The organism is Cupriavidus sp. OV096, from assembly GCF_900115455.1.
In the GTDB taxonomy this organism is placed as follows: domain Bacteria; phylum Pseudomonadota; class Gammaproteobacteria; order Burkholderiales; family Burkholderiaceae; genus Cupriavidus.
The window spans coordinates 284,155-305,544 of record NZ_FOWM01000001.1 but is presented as its reverse complement, the minus strand read 5'-3'; the positions used below and the strand labels follow the sequence as shown (position 1 = coordinate 305,544).

Genomic DNA, 21,390 nt, shown 5'->3' with positions numbered 1-21,390 from the left:
TCGTGGCGCCCCGGCCGCCCTTAGCTCAGTTGGATAGAGCACTCGCCTTCTAAGCGAGCGGTCAGAGGTTCGAATCCTCTAGGGCGGGCCAAGTCTTCACGCGGAAGGGTTCACGGCGGCGCCGTGCTTTCCACCTCCAGGGCGGGCATCCAGCTACCGGGTGCCGGCGCCCGCCGTACCGTCCCTCTTACCGTTGCCCGTCGGCCCACCAGTGGCCGCGCCAGCGCGACGCTGATCCCGGTCAATTCCCATACCGTCTGATCGTCCACCTGCAGCACAGCCATGGGGTGGGGCGCATTGCCGATGATCCGAACCTCGCCCGTGAGCGCGATGCGCGCGCCCACCGCCGGAGGCGGCGTCGCCCCGACGCAGGCGGCGAGGCAACCGGCGGCCGCCATCACCAGAAGGCCGCGCTTCGTCACCCCCCTCATTGGATGACCACCGACAGCGCGGTGCCGGGCGGCACGCTCACCCGTTCGCTATAGATCCCATGCATCGCCGGCCGGACGATGGGAATGCTCGCATACGGCTGCAGCTGCGTCGGCACGGTTTGCGTCAGCGCGCGGAGTCCGGCCAGGTTCTGCGGATCGATCACCGGCAGTCGCAGCGCGCCGTCGATGCGCGCCGGAAAGCCGTAGCCAGGGGGGCTGTCGGCAGCTCGCATCAGCGCTCCGGCGGTCGCCGAGAAGCGGCGAAGCTGCTCGCCGAGTCCCGCGCCGGTAGCTTCGGCCCGGATCGCCGCATCAAGGACTTCCAGTGACTTCTCGCTGCTCACGTCGCGCAACAGCCGCGAGAAGAACCCAGCGCCAAGCTGGCGATTGAGAAACCCGCCCAGCGAGCCCGACACCGAATAGCTCTCGCACGTCTCCCCGAACGGCTCCCACGTGGTCAGGCTGCAGTTGTACATGCCGTTGCGGATCCTGACGTAGTCGCGGAACCGGACATCGCGAATATCGTTGACGGCCGGGTCGATGGCGTGCCCGGCGAAGTCCTCCATCATCATCGCGGTGGCTTCGTCGAGCCAGGTATCGAACAGATACTTCGGGCCGTGGCCAGCGCCCCGGCGGTAGAAGTTCTGCAAGTGCATGCCTTCGTGGGCCATGGTGCTGGCAGCCTGCTTCAGCGCGGCGTCGCCCGCCGCGTACAGCGATTCCGAATTCAGGAAGAAGCCCACCGCTTCGTTGCTATGAGGGAGTCCGGCGCTGCGCCGGATCACGTCGCGCGAATAGAAATAGCCCATCAGCCGCGCGGACGGGTTGTCGCTCGTCAGCTTGAGGATGACGATATCGAGCGGCTGGCCGGCACCCGGGATCAACTCCGCATACCCATGCGCGCCCCAGAGCGGCCCGCCGACGTGCGTCAGCAGGTCATAGACCTTGCCCGGCCCCAGGAAACTGGCGGCAAGCGCGTCGATGGTGGCGTCACTGACTTTTGCAGGACCGCGCTCGGCATCCTCGATCCAGAAATTGACGACCGTGCCGTCGCTGGCCTGTGACTGGCGCAACAGCGTCGCCATATGCGGCTGGTCTTCCGCGTCATGCCAGGTGCGGGACTCGTTGAGCACGACCTGCCGCGGGGCGATCCGAGCTTCCCGCGCCTCCAGCGCTGCCAGCGGGCGCGTGGCTGCCAGCCGGGCCCAGCCATGGGCGTTGAATTCGCCGACGCGCCGCATGACGGCGCTGTCCTCTCCATCGAGACGCCACGTCTTGCCGACCGCCGACGCGGATGCCTTGGGCACCAGCGGGAGGGCCGGCATCGCCTGCGGCTCGGCGCCCTGATTGGTGAAGACCAGCGTGACGTCGTGTCCGGAGAGCCCCCGGATATTGACCGGCACATCGACCGGGGCGGCCGTGGCGTTCACATGCCGCCAGACCCCCACGCTGGTTCCGGCATACGTATTGGCGTCCAGCGCGCCACAGCCGGTGCACGCCACCGACAGCAGGTCACCCGGAGGTTGGGGCGCCGTCGGGGCAGGTGGGGTGGGTGGGATGGGCGGCGCAGTGGGGTGGTCGGACCCGCCATCACCCCCGCATGCGGCAAGGCCGCCAACCATGCAGCACGCCAAGGCCAGCTTCTTCATCATGACTCCTTTCCTCTTCGTATGGGAAAGGAAGCTTTTTCCATGGACCGCCGGCTAGGCGCTTGATCTGAATCAGCGGGCCGCAGAGATTCGCAATTGTTCTATCCGAAGGCCCCCGCGAGACATTGCGGGTTGGAACATTTCCCACTTTTTCGCCTATTCTTGGGAGGCGCTTGATGCTCCGCATTGATGCCAATGTGACGCCCTATTGGCAGGACTCTCGGCAGGATGATTGGTAGGCAGCAGCGCGCAAGATCAACCCCTCACCCGGTTTCGGCGCTCATGGGTAACAGCCAAAGCCCTCAAATCCTGTGGCAGGACGGCGAGCACGTTTTCTGTCGAGGCCAGCGCCCGGGCAATGACGGCGCCGACATCGTCCTGATCGTCCGGCCCGCCGCCGACTATCCATCGTCCGCCAGTCTCGACCGCCTTGCTCACGAATTCAGGCTGAAGGATGAACTCGACAGCGCGTGGGCGGTGCGGCCGCTCGAGCTTCTGCGCGAGGATGGCCGGACCTCGCTGGTGCTGGAAGACCCGGGCGGCGAGCCGCTCGAGCTGCTGCTCGGCGCGCCCATGGAGACGGGCAGGGTCTTGCGCTTCGCTGCCGGCATCGCGGCGGCGCTGGGCCAGTTCCATCAGCGCGGCCTGGTCCATAAGGACTTCAAGCCTGCCCATGTTCTCGTGAATGGCACGGACGGACGCGCGCGACTCACCGGCTTCGGCATCGCCTCGCGGCTGCCGCGCGAGCATCAGGCACCCGAGCCGCCCGAAACGATCGCCGGCACGCTCGCCTACATGGCGCCCGAGCAGACCGGTCGGATGAATCGCTCCATCGATTCGCGCAGCGACCTTTATTCGCTCGGTGTGGTGATCTACCAGATGCTCACCGGTGTCCTGCCGTTTTCGGCGAGCGAGCCGATGGAATGGGTGCACTGCCACATCGCCCGAAAGCCGATGCCGCCCAGCGAGCGCCTGACGTCGATACCGGCCCCGCTTTGCCAGATCGTCATGAAGCTGCTCGCCAAGACGGCGGAAGAGCGCTACCAGACTGCGGCCGGTGTCGAGCAGGATCTGCGACGCTGCCTGGCTGCCTGGGAGAGCCATCGCCAGATCGATGGTTTCCCGCTTGGCGAGCACGACACGCCCGACCGTCTGGTGATTCCCGAGAAGCTGTACGGCAGGGAGCGCGAAGTCAACAGGTTGCTGGCGGCCTTCAACCGCGTGATCACGCGCGGCGCACCGGAACTTGTGCTGGTCTCGGGATACTCCGGCATCGGCAAGACCGCCGTCGTCAACGAGTTGCACAAGGTACTGGTGCCGCCACGGGGGCTCTTTGCCGCAGGCAAGTTCGACCAGTACAAGCGCGACATTCCTTATTCGACCTTGGTGCAGGCGTTCCAGAGTCTGGTGCGGCCGCTGCTTGGTAAGCGGGACGCCGAACTGGCGAGCTGGCGCGCCGCGCTGCTGGAAGCCCTGGAGCCGAATGCACGGCTCATGACCGACCTCATCCCCGAGCTGAAGCTCATCATCGGCGAACAACCGCCGGTGCCGGAGCTTGAGCCGCAGCAGGCGCAACGCCGCTTTCAACTGGTCTTACGCCGATTCATCGGTGTCTTCGCCCGGCCGGAACACCCGCTGGCACTCTTCCTCGATGATCTGCAATGGCTGGACACGGCAACGCTCGACTTGCTGGAGGATGTGCTGGCGCGGTCGGACTTGCAGCACCTGATGGTGATCGGCGCCTATCGGGACAATGAGGTGGATGCCGCCCATCCCCTGACGCACAAGTTGCAGGCGATCCGGAGCGCTCGCGGAACGGTGGAGGAGATCACCCTGGCGCCGCTTGGCCGTGAACACCTCGGGCAGCTGATTGCCGATGCCGTGTGCTGCGACACGACGCGCGTGGCATCGCTGGCGCAGCTGGTGCATGAGAAGACGGCCGGCAATCCGTTCTTCGTGATTCAGTTTCTCTACGCGCTGGCCGAGGAGCGCTTGTTCCACTTCGACCATGACACGAAGGGCTGGTCCTGGCATCTCGATCGCATTCATGCCAAGGGCTACACCGACAATGTCGTGGATCTGATGGTGGGCAAACTGAGCCGTCTGCCGAGCGAGACACAGCAGGCGTTGCAGCAGCTGGCCTGCCTCGGCAACATCGCCGAGATCACGATGTTGTCCACCGTGCTGGTGATTCCGGAGAAGGAGGTCCATGCGGTGCTCTGGGAGGCCGTCCGCCTGGAACTGGTCGAGCGGCTGGAGGGCGCTTACCGGTTTATCCATGACCGCGTGCAGGAAGCCGCCTATTCGCTGATCCCGAAAGCGATGCGCGCCGAGGTGCATCTGCGGATCGGCCGCTTGCTGGTCGCCCGAACGCCCATCGGGCAGCAGGAGGCCGCGATCTTCGAGATCGTCAATCAGCTCAACCGCGGCGCTGCGCTGATCACGGCGCAAGCGGAGCGGGACCAGCTCGCCGGGCTCAACCTGATGGCGGGGAAGCGTGCCAAGGGTTCTACCGCCTATGCCTCGGCGCTCACCTATCTCAATATCGGCGTGGCGCTGTTGGGGGAGGATAGCTGGGAGCGCCAGCACGAGATGCTCTTCGCGCTGGAGCTGAACCGGGCCGAATGCACCTTCCTGACCGGTGAACTCTCGGTTGCGGATGAGGAATTGGCGGCACTGTCAGGTCACGCCGCGACGACGGTCGAACAAGCCATCGTGGCCTGCCTGCACATGGATGTCTGCCTGGTGCTCGATCAGAGCAGCCGCGCGATCAATGTCGGCCTCAATTGCCTCCGACATTTCGGCATCGATTGGTCACCCCATCCGGACGGCGACGAGGTACGGCGCGAATACGGGCGCATCGGGTCGGCGCTTGAGGATCGGGAAATCGAGGCGCTTATCGACATGCCGCTGATGGAGGACCCTGCCTCCCTGGCCACCGTCGATGTGCTGATGAAGCTCTGGACGCCGGCCTTGTACACCGATGAAAACCTGGCTTCGCTGACGATCTGCAAGGCGGTCGGCCTGAGCCTGGAGCACGGAAATTGCGATGCTTCGTGCTTCGCCTACGTCATCCTCATCCGCATTGCAGGGCCGCATTTCGGCGACTACAAGACGGGGTTCCGGTTCGGTCAGCTTGGCTACGACCTCGTGGAGCGGCGCGGGCTCAAGCGCCTCGAGGCGAGAACCTTTGTTTGCTTCGCGCTGTTTGTCGTGCCCTGGATGAAGCACGTGGGGGCTTGCCGTGATCTGCAACGCCGCGCCTTCGATGCGGCAAACCGCGTCGGGGATCTCCAGTATGCAACCTACACGCGCAACGATCTGAACTCGAACCTGATCTTCTCCGGCGAGTCGCTGTGCGACGCGCTGGCCGAAGCCGAGCACGGCCTGGCGTTCGCCGAGAAATCGCGGTTCGGTCTCGCCATCGACATCATCGCCACGCAAGTCGCGCTGATGCGCACGCTGCGGGGGCTCACGCCCAAGTTTGGTTGCCTCGACGACGCGCAGTTTGATGAGGCGCGGATCGAGCGGCGTTTCTCGGAGAACCCGGATCTGGCGATTGCGGCGTGCTGGTACTGGATCCGGAAGCTACAGGCGCGCTGTATCGCCGGCGACCACGCGGCGGCCATGGACGCCGCTGCGAAGGCAAAAGGACTGCTCTGGACCACGGCCTCGTTTTTCGAGGAAGCCGAATACTATTTCTATGGGGCGCTGTCGCACGCCGCCTGCGCCGATGCCACATCCGGCGATGCGCGGCAAGCGCACCTGACGGCGCTGGCTGGGCATCACGGGCAACTGACGGTCTGGGCGGAGCATTGCCCGGAAAATTTCGAGAATCGCGCCGCGCTGGTGGGCGCGGAGATCGCCCGGATTGAAGGCCGCGAACTTGATGCGATGCGGCTCTACGAACTGGCGATCCGCTCGGCGCGCGCCAACGGTTTCGTGCACGTGGAAGCGCTCGCCAACGAGCTTGCCGCGCGATTCTACGCGGCGCGTGAGTTCGCGGTCATCGCCGAGACCTACTTGCGCCATGCGCACTACAGCTACCTGCGCTGGCGAGCCGATGGGAAGGCGCGGCAACTTGAGCAGATGCACCCGCACCTCAGAACGGAAGCGTTTGCCCCCGGCCCGACGGGCACGATCACGACGCCCGTCGAACACCTTGATCTCTCGACCGTGATCAAGGTGTCGCAGATGGTCTCCGGTGTGATCGTCCTGGAAAAGCTGATCGAGATGGTCATGCGTACGGCGATTGAGCAGGCGGGCGCCGAACGCGGGGTATTGATCCTTCCGGATGCCGGTGAACAGCGGATCACTGCGGAGGCAACGATCGACGGGGAGATGGTCGCCGTGCATCTCCACGACCAGCCCATGACCGATGCGGTGCTGCCGGAGTCTGTTCTTAACTACGTCCTGCGGACGCGGGAGAGCGTCATCCTCGACGATGCCGTGGCGGATCCCACATTTGCGGCCGATCCTTACATCGCACAGCATCGCGCCCGTTCCATTCTCTGCTTGCCGCTGATGAATCAGGCGAGGCTCACTGGCGCGCTCTATCTCGAAAACCATCTCACGACCCATGTGTTCACTCCCGCCCGCATTGCGATCCTGAGGCTGGTGGCCTCGCAGGCCGCGATTGCGTTGGAAAATGCCCATCTCTACCGCGAACTTGTGGAGCGTGAGGCGAAGATTCGGCGCCTTGTCGACGCCGACATCATCGGGATCGTCGTCTGGACTGTGGAGGGCGACGTTCTCGAGGCCAATGATGCGTTTCTTCGCATGGTGGGATACGCGCGCGACGATCTCATCGCAGGTAGCGTGCGCTGGACGGACCTGACACCACCGGAATGGCGCGAGGGCGACGAGCGCGTGCTGCAAGAGATCAGGGAGATGGGAAGCGCGCCGCCGTTCGAGAAGGAGTTTGTCAGGAAGGACGGCAGCCGCGTGCCCGTCTTGATCGGTGCAGCCACATTCGAAACCGGCCGAAGGGAGGGCGTCGCTTTCGTGCTCGACCTGAGCGAGCGCAAGCAGGCGGAGGAAAGTATCCGGGAGGGCGAGCGACGCTATCGCGAGGCGCAGACGGAACTGGCCCATGCGAACCGCGTTGCCACAATCGGGCATCTCGGGGCCTCGATTGCGCACGAAATCAAGCAGCCGGTCGCTGCGACAGTGACCAATGCGCACGCAGCCGTGCGGTGGCTGAGGGCCGAGCCGCCCAACATCGACGAGGTCAGCGAGATACTGGGTCGCATCATCAAGGATGGCAATCGGGCGGTGGACATCATTGGCCGCATCCGTGAACTGGTGAAGAAGGCGCCGCCCCGGAAGGAGCCGCTGGACATCAACCAGGCGATCCGCGAGGTGGTCGAACTTACCCGTGCCGAAGCACGGAAGCACGACACGCTGGTGCAGACGCACCTCGCGGACCCGTTGCCGCTTGTGCAGGGAGATCGGGTCCAGTTGCAGCAAGTCCTCCTCAATCTGCTCATCAACGCCATGGAAGCGATGAGCGGCGCGAGCGACGGCGCGCGGGACTTGCTGATCAGTACGGAGAAAGCGGAGGGGAACTGCGTGCGCGTGGCGGTGAGTGATTCAGGGCCCGGCTTTGCGCCAGACGACCCCGAGCGCATCTTCGCTCCCTTCTACACGACCAAGTCCGCCGGGCTGGGGATGGGGCTGTCCATCTGCCGTTCGATCATCGACGCCCATGAGGGTCGAATGTGGGCGAGTGCGAACGTGCCCCACGGTGCGGTCTTTCAGTTCACGGTGCCCACGGAGCCGGGCACGTCATTGTGATCCCCCGAACGGGTATCTCAGGCGATGACCGTCGGCTATGCGGCAGCCTCCTCGCGCAGGCGACGGGCTTCGTCGCGCAGGAATTGCTGGTAGTCGTCCAGATCGCCGTCGAAAGGCTCGACGCCGCCCTTGGTGACCAGCCAGAACTCATCGCATACAGCGCGCAGCAGGGCCCGGTCGTGACTTACCAGCATCACCGTGCCTTCGAATTCGTTGAGTGCCATGCCGAGCGCTTCGCGTGTGGCCAGGTCGAGGTGGTTGGTCGGCTCGTCGAGCAGCAGCAGGTTGGGGCGCTGCCACACGATCATGCACAACACGAGCCGCGCCTTTTCGCCGCCGCTCATCGTGTGCACCGCCTGATGCACCATGTCGCCACTGAAACTGAAGGTGCCGAGGAAGGTGCGCAGGGATTGCTCGGTGCCACTCTGGCCGGGGGCGCGCATGTGCGGCGGCGTGTCCTTGGCAAGGCGGATCATGTGCTCCATCGGCGTGTCGAGCGGGCGCAGCACGTCGAGTTCCTGCTGTGCGAAGTAGCCGATGTTCAGGCCCTTGCCTTCGCTGATTTCACCGGCAACCGGCGCCAGCGCGTGCGCCACCGTCTTCACCAGCGTGGACTTGCCCTGGCCGTTCGCACCGAGAATGCCGATGCGCTGCCCCGCCAGCACGGAACGGTTGATGCCCTTCACGATGACCGTGGGCGGCGTGCCCGGGAGTGCGTCGGTCGGCGCCGGGTAGCCGAAGCTCGCGTCCAGCATCGACAACAGCGGGTTCGGGACGTTGAGAGGCTCCTTGAACTCGAACGTGAATTCCGCATCGGCAAGCACAGGGGCGATCTTCTCCATGCGTTCGAGCGCCTTGACCCGGCTCTGCGCCTGCTTCGCCTTCGAGGCCTTGGCCTTGAAACGGTCGATGAATTTCTGCAGGTGGGCGATCTTGTCGGCCTGCCTGGCCACCGCGGCCTGCTGCAATAGAAGCTGCTCGGCGCGCATGTCTTCGAACTTGCTGTAGTTGCCGCCGTAACGCACGAGCTTGGCGTTGTCGACGTGCACCGTCACCTGCGTCACGGCGTCGAGGAACTCGCGGTCGTGGCTGATCACCACCATGGTGCCCTGATAGCGCTTGAGCCAGGCTTCCAGCCAGACCAGTGCGTCGAGGTCCAAGTGATTGGTCGGTTCGTCGAGCAGCAGCAGGTCGGACGGGCACATCAGCGCGCGCGCCAGTTGCAGGCGCATGCGCCAGCCGCCGGAGAAGCTGTTGACCGGCTGGCTAAGCTGCGCACCACTGAAGCCAAGGCCCAGGATCAGCGCCTGGGCACGTGCGGGGGCATCGTGTGCACCAGCGTCGTGCAGGGCCATATAGGCGTGCGCCATGCGCATGCCATCGTCGCTGGCCTCGGCGGCGTCGACTTCGGCCTGCGCGGCCAACAGCACGGTGTCACCCTCGACGACAAAGTCGGTAGCGCTCTGCTCGGTCTCCGGCATCTCCTGCGCAACCTGGCCCATCCTCCACGCAGCAGGAATCGAGAACTCGCCGCTGTCTTCGTGCAGCGTGCCGTTGAGAAGGGCGAAGAAGGACGACTTGCCGGCGCCATTGCGGCCGACAAGACCGATCTTTTCGCCGGGGTTGAATGTGACGGACGCGCGGTCGAGCACGACATTGACGCCGCGACGCAGCGTGACATTACGAACGGAAATCATGGGGAGCCACTTCGGAGAGGATTGCCATGATAGCCGACCGGGCGTGTGACGGTTGTTATTTGTTGCGGTGCAACAATGGCAATCGGCGGAAAATCGACGATGAACGCCCAAAAAAAAAGCGCCCCAACTGGGGCGCTCTTGATGGCCGCGGGCCGCGCGCCGGGATTACGCCCCCACGCCCCCCGCGCCGACGATGTTGAAGCCACCGTCGACGTAGGTGATCTCGCCCGTCACGCCGCTGGACAGATCGGACAGCAGGAAGGCGGCCACGTTGCCGACTTCGTCGATCGTCACGTTGCGGCGCAGCGGGGCGGCTTCCTCGAAATGCCTGAGGAGCTTGCCGAAGTCCTTGATGCCGGACGCAGCCAGCGTCTTGATCGGGCCTGCCGAGATGCCGTTGGCGCGGATCCCGCGCTCGCCCACGGCTTCGGCCAGGTAGCGCACGCTCGCCTCGAGCGACGCCTTGGCCAAGCCCATCGTGTTGTAGTTCGGAACCACGCGTTCGGCGCCGAGATAGGTCAGCGTGAGCAGCGATGCCTTGTCGGACAGCAGCGGCAGCGCAGCCTTGGCCAGTGCCGGGAAGCTGTAGGCCGAGATGTCATGCGCGATGCGGAAGCCTTCGCGCGACAGCCCGTCCAGGAAATTGCCGGCGATGGCTTCGCGCGGCGCAAAGCCGATCGAATGCACCAAACCGTCGAATTTTTCCCAGCGCTGCCCCAGAGCGGCGAAAGTCGCGGTAATCTGCTCATCGCTGCCCACGTCGCACTCATAGATCATGTCGGAGCCGAATTCCTTGGCGAAGTCGCTGATGCGGTCCTTGAAGCGTTCGCCGACATAGGTGAAAGCCAGCTCGGCGCCCTCGCGCTTGCACGCGGAGGCGATGCCATAGGCGATCGAGCGGTTGGACAGCAAGCCGGTGATCAGGATCCGCTTACCTGCCAGAAATCCCATAAATTCTCCAAGATATGTGAGGGTGGGGCGGGCATGTTTCATGCTCGGCCCCCGGGGCCGGTGCACGACGGGTAAAGTTCCCCGCAGTTTGTTGCGCCGCGCAGAGGGAATGTCCGGATGGCTGGGGGCCACCCGGACGCATGTAAAATTGTCGCACAACTTCGCCCGGCCACAAGACGCCGGGCATGTCCAGGTCAGAGTGGAGGTCTGCAACGGGATGCCTATTCGCGCACGTTGGCCGCTTCAGGCGGCAGGGCAGTGCTTTCGTCGTGGCGCGGTGCTGCAGAAGGTGCGGGGGCTGGCGCCATTGGCGCTTTGGATATGCGTGCTGGCCTCGGGTTTTCCCGCATTGGCGCATGCCGCGCACGGGATTGCCCTGCACGGCGACCTCAAGTATCCGGCCGATTTCAAGCAATTCGACTACGTCAACCCCGATGCGCCCCAGGGCGGCACGCTGACGCTGGCCAACCCGGACCGGCGCACGAGCTTCGACAAGTTCAATCCGTTCACGCTCAAGGGCACCTCGGCGCCCGGCCTGACCGCGCTGATGTTCGAATCGCTGTTGATCAGTAGCGCGGACGAAACCGCCAGCGCCTATGGCCTGCTGGCCGACGACGTCACCGTGGCGCCCGACGCGCTGTCCGTGACCTTCCGCATCCGACCGGAGGCGCGCTTCACCAATGGCGACCCGGTCATGGCCTCGGACGTCAAGTACTCGTACGACATGCTCATGAGCAAGTCGGCCAGCCCCGGCTACCGGAGCATGTGTACCGACGTGAAGGCCGTGGTCGTGACCGGCGAGCGCACCGTCCGCTTCGACTTCAAGCAGCGCAACACGGAATTGCCGCTGATCGTCGGTTCACTGCCCGTGTTCTCGAAGAAATGGACCGCCAAGGTGCCGTTCGACAAGCTGACCTTCGAGGAACCGATCACCAGCGGCCCCTACGTCATCGACCGCTACGACGCCGGTCGCGGCATCATTTTCAAGCGAAACCCGAGCTATTGGGGCAAGGATCTGGCGGTACGGCGCGGCACGTTCAACTTCGGCCGCGTGGTCTACCGGCTCTATAAGGACGAGACGGCCAAGCTGGAGGCGTTCAAGGCCGGCGAATTCGATGCCATTGTCGAATATCGGTCGAAAAACTGGGCGAAGAGCTATGTCGGCACGCGCTTCCGCAAAGGCGAGCTGATCAAGACCGAATTCCCGCACCGCAACGGCGCCGGCATGCAGGGTTTCGTGATGAACATGCGCAAACCGGTGTTCCAGGATGTACGCGTCCGCCGCGCGCTGATCCTGGCGCTGGACTTCGAATGGCTGAACCGCCAGCTGTTCTACGGCGCGTACAAGCGGCTGGACAGCTGGTTCTCGAACAGCGAGCTGGCCGCCAGCGCGACGTTCGACAGCCGCCCGGGTCCGGGCGAGATGGCGCTGCTGGAGCCGCTGCGCGCCCAGCTGCCGGCGGAAGTGTTCGGCCTCGATGTGGTGCAGCCCACCACCAACGCACCGCGCTCGCTGCGCGACAACCTGCGCGAAGCCCGCCGCCTGCTGGCCCAGGCCGGCTGGACCTACGAGGACGGCGCGCTGCGCAACGCCAAGCGCGAGCCGCTGGTGTTCGAATTCCTCGATGACGGCGGGGCGATGAGCCGGGTGATCACCACCTATGTGCGCAACCTGGAGAAGCTTGGCATCGAGGTGCATCAGCGCACCACCGACTTTGCGCTGTATCAAAAGCGTCTCGAGGATTTCGACTTCGACATGGTGTCGATCCGCTTCCCGGACTCGCAAAGCCCCGGCAACGAGCTGCGCGACCGCTTCACGACCGAGGCCGCGACCACGCCCGGCTCGGACAACCTGTTCGGCGTGAAATCGCCTGCCATCGACAAGCTCGTGGACCACGTGCTGCACGCGCACACGCGCGACGAACTCGTCACGGCGGGCCGCGCGCTGGACCGCGTGCTGATGCACGGGTACTACATCGTGCCGAACTGGTACAGTGCCTCGCATCGCGTGGCCTATCGCAATACGATGTCCTACCCGACCCGCCTGCCGTACTTCTATACGGCGGAGGGCTGGGTCCTCTCCAACTGGTGGCGGAACGATCTGACGCCGAAGACCCAATGACGGCACTGACGGAACCCGGACGCGCATGATTGCCTACCTGCTCAAACGCATCCTGCTGATGATTCCGACCCTGATCGGGGTCATTACGCTGACTTTCGTCGTGATCCAGTTCGTGCCGGGCGGCCCGGTCGAGCAGATGATGCTCGAACTCAAGGGGCGCGGCGGTGGCGGGGAGGCCAGCGGTGGCGGGGCGGAATACCGCGGCCGGCGCGGCGTGGACCCGGACAAAATCAAGGAAATCCAGGCGCTCTATGGCTTCGACAAGCCGCCAATCGAGCGCTATTTCATGATGCTGAAGCGCTTCGCCCAGTTCGACCTGGGCCAGAGCTACTTCCAGCACCGCAGCGTCTGGGAGCTGGTGAAGTCGAAACTGCCGGTGTCGATCAGTCTCGGGCTCTGGACGTTTTTTCTGACTTATCTGATATCGGTCCCGCTCGGGATCTCGAAAGCGATCCGGGCGGGCAGCCGCTTCGATGTGATCAGCAGCATGATCGTGCTGGTGGGCTACGCGATTCCGGGCTTCGTGCTCGGGGTGCTGCTGCTGGTGCTGTTCGGTGGTGGCACGTTCGTCCAGTGGTTCCCGCTGCGCGGGCTGACGTCCGACAATTGGGACCAGCTCACGCTGATGGGCAAGGTCATGGACTACCTCTGGCACCTGGTGCTGCCGATCACGGCGTCGGTGGTGGGCAGCTTCGCCGTCATCACCATGCTGACCAAGAACGCGTTCCTGGAAGAAATCCGCAAGCAGTACGTGCTGACCGCGCGGGCCAAGGGCCTGGCGGAGCGGCGCGTGCTCTGGAAACACGTGTTCCGCAACGCGCTGATCCCGCTCGTCACCGGCTTCCCGGCGGCGTTCATCGGCGCGTTCTTCACCGGCTCGCTGCTGATCGAGACACTGTTCTCGCTCGACGGGCTGGGCCTGTTGTCCTATGAAGCCGTGCTGCGCCGTGACTACCCGGTCGTGCTCGGCACGCTCTACCTGTTCACGCTGATCGGGCTGGTGACGCGCCTGATTTCGGATGTCTGCTACGTGATGGTCGACCCGCGCATTCACTTCGAGGGCATGCACCGATGAGCATTCTCTCCCACGGCGCGGTGCCCAACGGGCTGCCACACTCGCCGTCGCCGCGCCAGCGCGCGTGGCAACGCTTCCGCCGCAACCGGCTGGGCTACTGGAGCCTGATCCTGTTCGTGGTGATCTTCGTCCTGAGCCTGTGTGCCGAGGTGCTGTCGAGCGACCGCCCGCTGGTGGTGCGCTACAAGGGCGAGTACTACTTCCCGATCGTCAAGGTCTACCCGGAAACCACGTTCGACGGCGATTTCCCGACCCGTACCGACTACCTCGATCCCTTCATCCGCGAACGGATCACCACGCACGGCAATTTCGCGGTGTTCCCGGTGAATCAGTATTCCTACGATTCGCTGAACTACTTCGCCAAGGAGCCGAATCCGGCGCCCCCCTCGTCCGAGAACTGGCTGGGCACCGACGATCGCGGCCGGGACGTGCTGGCGCGCCTGATCTACGGCTTTCGCGTGTCCGTGCTGTTCGGCATGGCGCTGACGATCATCGGCGTACTGGTCGGCACGCTTACCGGGGCGCTGATGGGCTTTTTTGGTGGGCGTTTCGACCTGTTCTCGCAGCGCGCCATCGAGATCTGGAGCTCGATGCCCGAGCTGTACCTGCTGATTATCTTCGCGTCGATCTTCGAGCCGAGCCTGGCGCTGCTGATCATCCTGCTGTCGCTGTTCGGCTGGATGGGACTGTCCGACTACGTGCGGGCCGAGTTCTACCGCAACCGCTCGCTCGACTATGTGAAGGCGGCGCGCGCGCTGGGCCTGTCCAATGTCCAGATCATGTGGCGCCATATCCTGCCGAACAGCCTGACGCCGGTCATCACCTTTCTGCCGTTCCGGATGAGCGCGGCCATCCTGGCGCTGACCAGCCTCGACTTCCTAGGTCTGGGCGTGCCGCCGACGACGCCGAGCCTGGGCGAGCTGCTGGCGCAGGGCAAGGGCAACCTCGATGCCTGGTGGATTTCGCTGTCCACGTTCGCGGTGCTCGTTATCACGTTGTTGCTGCTGACCTTTATGGGCGACGCGCTGCGGGATGCCTTCGATACGCGCCTGGGGCTGGCCCAGTTGCGTGGTCGTGTGGAGCCTAAGGCGCCTGCGGGAAGTCCCGCTGCGGAGGCCGTGCAATGAGCCTCGCCGCAACGTTTCCTGACGCCGTGGCCCCGCCGGCGCCCGGCACGCAATTGATGTGTGTGGACCGACTGTCGGTGACCTTCGGCGAGGGCGAGCACGCCACGCGCGCCGTGCGCGAGGTCAGCTTCGACCTGCGCGCTGGCGAGCGCTACGCGCTGGTGGGTGAGTCCGGCTCGGGCAAGACCGTGACCGCGCTGGCCATGCTCCGGCTGGTTGGCGACGCCCACTACCAGGGCGCCATTCGCTTCGAAGGCCAGGACCTGCTGCGCGTGTCCGGCCGCGAGATGCGGCGCATCCGCGGGTCCGAGATCGCCATGATCTTCCAGGAACCGATGACGGCCCTGAACCCGCTTTACACCATCGGCAACCAGATCGTGGAGACGCTGGCGCTGCACGAGGGCCTGGACCGCCGCGCCGCGCGCGACCGTGCCATCGCGCTGCTCGAGCGAACCGGCATCGGCGACGCCGCCAACCGTTTCAACAGCTTCCCGCATCAGCTTTCGGGCGGCCAGCGCCAGCGCGCGATGATCGCCATGGCCCTGGCCTGCCGGCCCAAGCTGCTGCTGGCCGACGAGCCGACCACGGCGCTCGACGTGACCATCCGCGCTCAGATCCTGGATCTGCTGCGCGACCTCCAGGCCGAGTTCGGCATGGCGGTGATGCTGATCACCCATGACCTGAACCTCGTGCGGGCGTTCGCGCAGCGTGTGGGGGTGATGGAAAAGGGCGTGCTGGTGGAGTCTGGCGAGACGGCCGAGGTGTTCGGCAATCCGCGCCATCCGTACACGCGCAAGCTGATCGACAGTCGCCCGCGCCGCGAGGTGCTGCCGCTGGTGCCACTGGCGCCGGTGCTGCTGGAGACCGATGCGCTCTGCGTCAACTACGCCAAGAAGCGCGCCGGGTTTGCCGGCTGGTTCTCGAAGGAGCAGTTCGCGGCCGTGAAGGACGTGAACCTGCAATTGCGCGAAGGCGAGACTGTCGGCATCGTCGGCGAGTCCGGCTCCGGCAAGACCACGCTGGCTCACGCCGTGCTGGCGCTCCAGCGCCAGAGCAGCGGGGCGATCCGCTTCCTGGGGCGTGCGTTCGACGCCTGCACGCACAAGGAGCGCAGTGCGCTGCGGTCGCGCATGCAGGTGGTATTCCAGGACCCGTTCGGCTCGCTGTCGCCCCGGATGACCATCGAACAGATCGTGGGTGAGGGCCTCGCCCTCCATCAGCCGGGGCTGTCGCCCGAGGCGATGCGCGAGCGCGTGATCGAGGCCCTGCGGGAGGTCGGGATGGACCGGACGGCGCTGGGCCGTTATCCGCACGAGTTCTCTGGCGGACAGCGGCAACGCATCGCCATCGCGCGAGTTTTGATCCTCAAGCCGCAGGTTCTGGTGCTAGATGAGCCGACTTCTGCACTTGACGTCTCGATCCAGCAACAGGTGCTGGCGCTGCTTTCCCAGCTCCAGCACAAGTACAACCTCAGCTATCTGTTCATCAGCCATGATCTAGCGGTGATTCGTGCGATGGCGCACCGCGTCGTCGTGATGAAAAATGGTGAAGTGGTCGAAGCGGGTGAGACGGAAACCGTACTCGGCGCACCGCAGCATCCGTATACGCGCAAGCTGATGGCGGCCGCACAGTTAGGGGTCGTCTGAATGATGTGCGGCGCAGCACGCATGCCGCACTAGCATGACAGCGCGATGTATCACATCGCCGTTATGCGGAATACGAGAAGAAAGATACGTTTTTCACGCTAGCTCATTGATTTGGCTGCGATTTCGGGCGAATTTGTAACCATCTTTGACACGATAATGACAGTCATTTACTATCCCGCGATACCTATTTTTGGGGGTGGTCTGTCGGTCGCATGCTGACCTTTGGGAAGGTCAACCACGCATGCGAATCGTGCACGGTACGCTGGCATATGTCTTGCGTACATACCGCCCTGATGTCTAGCGTTTGTCCGGCAATGTCTGACATGCCGGTCAGATAAGTCCGATTATCAGGAGAACCAATGCAACGAACGGTACTTCATTCCCTGGCGCGCGCCGCTATTGGAATTGCCATTGCATGCGGTGCGACTGTGTCGAATGGAGTGCTGGCGGATACGGTGTTCAAGGACCCGGACGCCCGGATCGATGCCCGCGCGGAACTGAGCGCGGATGCCCATCCGGAAGGCAAGCGTGGCTTGCTGTCGTCGGTGATGAACTCCACCAGCAACGTTGCCAGCAAGGCTGGCGACCTGGTCATGAACGCGCTGGGCCTGATTGGCGTGCGTTACCGCTTCGGCGGTAACAGCCCCGAATCCGGCCTGGACTGCAGCGGCTTCGTCCGCTACGTGTTCAACGACACCTTCGGCTTCGTGTTGCCGCGTCGCTCTGTCGAAATCAGCAAGGTTGGCACCACTGTGGCGGTCAACGAACTGCGTCCGGGTGACCTGGTGTTCTTCAACACCATGCGTCACACGTTCTCGCACGTCGGCATCTATATTGGCGACAACAAGTTCGTGCACGCGCCGTCCACCGGCAGCAAGATCCGCGTGGACGACATGCGTGCCAGCTACTGGGTGACACGCTACAACGGCGCGCGACGCATCGACGATGCCCAGCGCGGCGACGCCGACAACGGCATGGGCAACATGGTCGAGACGCTCAAGCGCTTCGACCCGGCTGCCCAGGGTCGGTCGCTGTACGGCGGCTGAACCGGCTGCTCGCCAAACAAAAAGGACTGCCTCGGCAGTCCTTTTTTATCGGGCTCGACATACAAATAAGACAAATACCCCACCAAAGGGTGACATGATGCGTCACATGAAGTGACACGAATTGTCACGAAGCGAGCCCATGTCCTGACAAGGATTGTCGTTTTACCCCACTATTGGGTGGTAACAATGCCGGTTGGCAGCGGGCGCGTACGGGCGAGAGCGAGCTTGTCGCGCAGGCTCGCCAGCACTGCCGCCGTGGCTTGCTCGCCGGCCAGGATCGCGCGGTTGCGCGCCGTGAAGTCGCTGCCGCTCATGTCGGGCAGGTCAGGGCGGATCACGATGTCCGCGCGCGCCAGCGCCATCTTGTTGATCGACTGACCCATGATGGCCGTGGTCTGCAGCAGCACGCCGCTCTGGCCGCCATTCTTTTGGCTCGACGGATCGGCCGAGATATTCACCGCGATCACGAACTCGGCGCCCATCTCGCGCGCCGCATCCACTGGCACCGGCTCCACCAGCCCGCCATCGACATAGTCATGGCCCTGGATCGACACCGGCTGGAACACGCCCGGCACGCTGCTGGACGCGCGCACGGCCTGGCCGGTATTGCCGCGCCGGAACAGGATCCGCTCGCCGGTCTTGAGATCGGTGGCGACGATGCCCAGCGGCAGCTTCATCTGTTCGATGGTGCGCTGCTTGACCAGCCGGTTCACATAGTTCTGCAGCGCCTCGCCCTTGAGCCAGCCACCGAACTTGGTGCCGAACGGCAGCGCCCAGTCGGCGATGGACGCCTCGTCCATGGTCAGGGCGAGCTTGTTCAGCGTGAAGCCATCCATGCCGGACGCGTAGAGCGCCGCCACCACCGACCCGGCACTGGTACCCGTGACGATATCGGGATGGATACCCTGCGCCTCGAGCGCCTTGATCACGCCGATATGTGCAAAGCCGCGCGCCGCGCCGCCGCCCAGCGCCAGGCCGATGCGCACCGGGCGCGGCGGCAGCGTGGCCACCGGCGGCGTGACGACGGGCTGGGTCGGCAGGGTGGGGGTCGGCTTCGGGCCGGTGGAGCAGGCCGCCAGCAGCATCGCCGCGGAGGCGCCCAGGAAATGGCGTCGTTTCATCGAGGAACGGGAATCTACGGGAAGTGATGCCGGCGCCGTGCGAGGCGGCATCCGAGGTCTCAGACCGGTGGCAGGATAAATGATTCCGGCCGGCGCGTAGCGAAAAAGCGGCGGCGGGCAGGGCGTATAATGCGCCATTCCTCGAATCTGGCCTGCGCGCCGCTGTGCGCGGGCCTTTTTGTTTCTCTCCGCCATGACACAACGCGTCCGCACCCGCTTCGCGCCGAGCCCGACCGGGTTCATCCACCTCGGCAACATCCGCTCCGCGCTCTATCCGTGGGCCTTCGCCCGCCGCATGCAGGGCGATTTCATCCTGCGCATCGAGGATACCGATGTCGAGCGGTCGTCCCAGGAGGCCGTCGACGTGATCCTGGAGTCCATGGCCTGGCTCGACATGGACATCGACGAAGGTCCGTTCTACCAGATGCAGCGCATGGACCGCTATCGCGCGGTGGTGCAGCAGATGATGGAGACCGGCCTCGCGTACCACTGCTACATGAGCACCGAGGAACTGGACGCGCTGCGCGAAGCCCAGCGCGCCGCCGGCGAGAAGCCGCGCTACAACGGCTTCTGGCGCCCCGAGCCGGGCAAGGTCCTGCCCGAGCCGCCGGCCGGCGTGCAACCCGTCGTGCGTTTCAAGAACCCGATCGGCGGCAGCGTGGTCTGGGACGACGCCGTGAAGGGCCGCATCGAGATCTCGAACGACGAGCTGGACGACCTGGTGATCGCCCGTCCCGACGGCACGCCGACATACAACTTCTGCGTCGTGGTCGATGACCTCGACATGAAGATCACCCACGTGATCCGCGGCGACGACCACGTCAACAACACGCCGCGCCAGATCAACATCATTCGTGCGATGGGCGGCCACGTGCCGGTCTACGCGCACCTGCCGACCGTGCTGAACGAGCAGGGCGAGAAGATGAGCAAGCGCCATGGCGCGATGCCCGTGACCGGCTACCGCGACGAGGGCTACCTGCCCGAGGCCGTGCTGAACTACCTCGCGCGCTTGGGCTGGGCGCATGGTGATGCCGAGATCTTCTCGCGCGAGCAGTTCATCGAGTGGTTCGACCTGGAGCACCTGGGCAAGTCGCCGGCGCAGTACAACCCTGAAAAGCTGGCTTGGCTCAACAACCACTACATCAAGATGGGCGATAACGCCCGTCTGGCCGATCTGACGCGCCCCTTCATCGAGGCGCTGGGCGGCAAGGTGGAAGGCGCGAGCCTGGCCGACGTGATCGCGCTGGTCAAGGATCGCGCCAATACGCTGAAGGAAGTGGCCCAGGCCGCGATGCTGTTCTATCGCGGCGAGCCGCAGGCGGATGCCGCGCTGCGCACAGAGCACCTGACCGACGAGATCCGCCCGGCGCTGCAGGCGCTGGCCGCGCAACTGGCCGCGCTGCCTGAGTGGAAGCGCGAGGGCATCAGCGCCACGTTCAAGGCAGTGCTGGCCGAATTCGGCCTGAAGATGCCGAAGCTGGCTATGCCGGTGCGCCTGCTGGTGGCGGGGCAGTTGCAGACGCCGGGCATCGACGCGGTGCTGGAACTGTTCGGCCGCGAGACGGTGCTGCGCCGCCTTGCGGCAGCCTGAGAAAAGTGCGGAAAAATCTCGGCAGGGGCTTGCGCTCGGGCCGGGATTTCAGCATAATCTCCTTCTCCCTGCCGCGCGGCAAAAACCACGCGGATCGGTTGAAAGGCCGAAAAAGGGACTTGCAAAGCGGTTGGATTGCTATATAATCTCGGCTTCGCCGGAATCGTAGTAAATCCCGCGACAGCAAGAAGCAGTAAATGACAGTAACATTGGGGCTATAGCTCAGCTGGGAGAGCGCTTGCATGGCATGCAAGAGGTCAGCGGTTCGATCCCGCTTAGCTCCACCAAGTTTCTGTCCCCTTCGTCTAGAGGCCTAGGACATCACCCTTTCACGGTGAGTACAGGGGTTCGAATCCCCTAGGGGACGCCAAAACAGTAGGGCGTAATCAAACGTCCAGCTAGTCGTCCGAAGCAATAGCTTCGAGCGGCGAACCAACACGGAGCGGTAGTTCAGTTGGTTAGAATACCGGCCTGTCACGCCGGGGGTCGCGGGTTCGAGTCCCGTCCGCTCCGCCAAAACTGAACCCGCTTGGGTAAAACCAAGCGGGTTTTTCTTTGGGTGAGAGGTTGATTATCTGATAATCGCCTCGCGGTTTTTGGCGAAAGCAAATGCCACATGGCAGTTGCACTTCGAAAGAAAATCGTAATATAATCGCGGCTTCGCTGAAACGCGATTATGCAGTACTGGTAGTAAAGGGCAGTACCACGGGGCTATAGCTCAGCTGGGAGAGCGCTTGCATGGCATGCAAGAGGTCAGCGGTTCGATCCCGCTTAGCTCCACCAAGGATTTCGAGGCACCGACCCAGCAAAAAAGGTGCCTCAGTCGTTGAAAAGTCTGTTACAGTTACGGACTTCGCAGCGCAGACGGAAACGTTGCAACAAGTTTCTGTCCCCTTCGTCTAGAGGCCTAGGACATCACCCTTTCACGGTGAGTACAGGGGTTCGAATCCCCTAGGGGACGCCAAAACAGCAGGGCGTAATCAAACGTCCAGCTAGTCGTCCGAAGCAATAGCTTCGAGCGGCGAACCAACACGGAGCGGTAGTTCAGTTGGTTAGAATACCGGCCTGTCACGCCGGGGGTCGCGGGTTCGAGTCCCGTCCGCTCCGCCAATATTAAAAATGCCTGCGCAAGCAGGCA

Annotated in this window: 12 protein-coding genes and 7 tRNA genes; 14 read left to right on the top strand and 5 right to left on the bottom strand. The window is 64.2% G+C overall.

Translation table 11 applies throughout. The annotated features are described in order from the left end of the window. The first annotated feature begins 14 nt into the window (after positions 1-14). Positions 15-91, top strand: a tRNA-Arg gene (locus BM115_RS01410). A gap of 19 nt (positions 92-110) precedes the next feature. Here BM115_RS01410 and BM115_RS01405 read toward each other — a convergent pair. Both BM115_RS01405 and BM115_RS01400 read right to left on the bottom strand, forming a co-directional pair. Next, positions 111-422, bottom strand: a complete 312-nt coding sequence (locus BM115_RS01405; protein WP_255370656.1) for a hypothetical protein — start codon at positions 420-422, stop codon at positions 111-113. 5 nt (positions 423-427) lie between these two features. Then, on the bottom strand, positions 428-2,083 hold the full coding sequence (locus BM115_RS01400; RefSeq protein WP_255370655.1) for a M30 family zinc metallopeptidase: 1,656 nt from the start codon (positions 2,081-2,083) through the stop codon (positions 428-430). A 279-nt stretch (positions 2,084-2,362) separates the two neighbouring features. Here BM115_RS01400 and BM115_RS01395 point away from each other — a divergent pair, with 279 nt between their 5' ends. Then, positions 2,363-7,876, top strand: a complete 5,514-nt coding sequence (locus tag BM115_RS01395) for a trifunctional serine/threonine-protein kinase/ATP-binding protein/sensor histidine kinase (protein WP_092289771.1) — start codon at positions 2,363-2,365, stop codon at positions 7,874-7,876. 35 nt (positions 7,877-7,911) lie between these two features. Here the strand turns inward: BM115_RS01395 and BM115_RS01390 are convergent, their stop codons facing one another. Beyond that, positions 7,912-9,573: an ABC-F family ATP-binding cassette domain-containing protein gene (locus tag BM115_RS01390; RefSeq protein ID WP_092289769.1), complete on the bottom strand. Its 1,662-nt coding sequence runs from the start codon at positions 9,571-9,573 to the stop codon at positions 7,912-7,914. Between the two features lie 165 nt (positions 9,574-9,738). Then, positions 9,739-10,524 (bottom strand): enoyl-ACP reductase FabI, encoded by a 786-nt coding sequence (gene fabI, locus BM115_RS01385; RefSeq protein WP_092289767.1) that lies wholly within the window; start codon positions 10,522-10,524, stop codon positions 9,739-9,741. Between the two features lie 217 nt (positions 10,525-10,741). Between fabI and BM115_RS01380 the strand changes: the two genes are divergently transcribed. The 5 genes from BM115_RS01380 to BM115_RS01360 all read left to right on the top strand — a co-directional run bounded on the left by BM115_RS01380 (position 10,742) and on the right by BM115_RS01360 (position 17,540). Beyond that, on the top strand, positions 10,742-12,646 hold the full coding sequence (locus tag BM115_RS01380; protein ID WP_092289765.1) for an extracellular solute-binding protein: 1,905 nt from the start codon (positions 10,742-10,744) through the stop codon (positions 12,644-12,646). A 25-nt stretch (positions 12,647-12,671) separates the two neighbouring features. Beyond that, entirely contained in the window at positions 12,672-13,721 is a 1,050-nt protein-coding gene (locus tag BM115_RS01375) for a microcin C ABC transporter permease YejB (protein ID WP_092289763.1), read from the top strand. Continuing rightward, positions 13,718-14,848: an ABC transporter permease gene (locus BM115_RS01370; protein WP_092289762.1), complete on the top strand. Its 1,131-nt coding sequence runs from the start codon at positions 13,718-13,720 to the stop codon at positions 14,846-14,848. Before BM115_RS01375 ends, BM115_RS01370 begins: the two co-directional genes overlap by 4 nt. A 56-nt stretch (positions 14,849-14,904) precedes the next feature. Beyond that, the gene (locus BM115_RS01365) at positions 14,905-16,494 is read left to right on the top strand and encodes an ABC transporter ATP-binding protein (RefSeq protein ID WP_369823372.1); all 1,590 of its coding nucleotides are present in this window, start codon (positions 14,905-14,907) and stop codon (positions 16,492-16,494) included. 359 nt (positions 16,495-16,853) lie between these two features. Further along, a complete protein-coding gene (locus BM115_RS01360; protein WP_092289758.1) occupies positions 16,854-17,540 on the top strand; it encodes a C40 family peptidase in 687 nt (228 codons plus the stop codon). A gap of 170 nt (positions 17,541-17,710) precedes the next feature. Here BM115_RS01360 and BM115_RS01355 read toward each other — a convergent pair whose 3' ends face one another. Next, positions 17,711-18,661, bottom strand: coding sequence for a patatin-like phospholipase family protein (locus tag BM115_RS01355; protein ID WP_092289756.1), 951 nt, complete (start codon positions 18,659-18,661; stop codon positions 17,711-17,713). Positions 18,662-18,854: 193 nt separating this feature from the next. Between BM115_RS01355 and gltX the strand changes: the two genes are divergently transcribed. The 7 genes from gltX to BM115_RS01320 all read left to right on the top strand — a co-directional run bounded on the left by gltX (position 18,855) and on the right by BM115_RS01320 (position 21,362). Continuing rightward, positions 18,855-20,252, top strand: a complete 1,398-nt coding sequence (gene gltX / locus BM115_RS01350; protein WP_092289754.1) for a glutamate--tRNA ligase — start codon at positions 18,855-18,857, stop codon at positions 20,250-20,252. A 211-nt stretch (positions 20,253-20,463) separates the two neighbouring features. Continuing rightward, a tRNA-Ala gene (locus BM115_RS01345) sits at positions 20,464-20,539 on the top strand. Positions 20,540-20,546: 7 nt separating this feature from the next. Next, positions 20,547-20,622 (top strand) — tRNA-Glu (locus BM115_RS01340). A 69-nt stretch (positions 20,623-20,691) separates the two neighbouring features. Next, positions 20,692-20,768: transfer RNA gene (locus tag BM115_RS01335), tRNA-Asp, on the top strand. Positions 20,769-20,959: 191 nt separating this feature from the next. Further along, positions 20,960-21,035 (top strand) — tRNA-Ala (locus tag BM115_RS01330). A 105-nt stretch (positions 21,036-21,140) separates the two neighbouring features. Beyond that, a tRNA-Glu gene (locus BM115_RS01325) sits at positions 21,141-21,216 on the top strand. Positions 21,217-21,285: 69 nt separating this feature from the next. Next, positions 21,286-21,362: transfer RNA gene (locus BM115_RS01320), tRNA-Asp, on the top strand. Positions 21,363-21,390 lie beyond the last annotated feature (28 nt).

Coding starts and splice junctions, on each gene's coding strand:
- BM115_RS01400 (WP_255370655.1), bottom strand. CDS start 2,083: ATGATGAAGAAGCTGGCCTTGGCGTGCTGCATGGTTGGCGGCCTTGCC.
- BM115_RS01395 (WP_092289771.1), top strand. CDS start 2,363: ATGGGTAACAGCCAAAGCCCTCAAATCCTGTGGCAGGACGGCGAGCAC.
- BM115_RS01390 (WP_092289769.1), bottom strand. CDS start 9,573: ATGATTTCCGTTCGTAATGTCACGCTGCGTCGCGGCGTCAATGTCGTG.
- fabI (WP_092289767.1), bottom strand. CDS start 10,524: ATGGGATTTCTGGCAGGTAAGCGGATCCTGATCACCGGCTTGCTGTCC.
- BM115_RS01380 (WP_092289765.1), top strand. CDS start 10,742: ATGCCTATTCGCGCACGTTGGCCGCTTCAGGCGGCAGGGCAGTGCTTT.
- BM115_RS01375 (WP_092289763.1), top strand. CDS start 12,672: ATGATTGCCTACCTGCTCAAACGCATCCTGCTGATGATTCCGACCCTG.
- BM115_RS01370 (WP_092289762.1), top strand. CDS start 13,718: ATGAGCATTCTCTCCCACGGCGCGGTGCCCAACGGGCTGCCACACTCG.
- BM115_RS01365 (WP_369823372.1), top strand. CDS start 14,905: ATGTGTGTGGACCGACTGTCGGTGACCTTCGGCGAGGGCGAGCACGCC.
- BM115_RS01360 (WP_092289758.1), top strand. CDS start 16,854: ATGCAACGAACGGTACTTCATTCCCTGGCGCGCGCCGCTATTGGAATT.
- BM115_RS01355 (WP_092289756.1), bottom strand. CDS start 18,661: ATGAAACGACGCCATTTCCTGGGCGCCTCCGCGGCGATGCTGCTGGCG.
- gltX (WP_092289754.1), top strand. CDS start 18,855: ATGACACAACGCGTCCGCACCCGCTTCGCGCCGAGCCCGACCGGGTTC.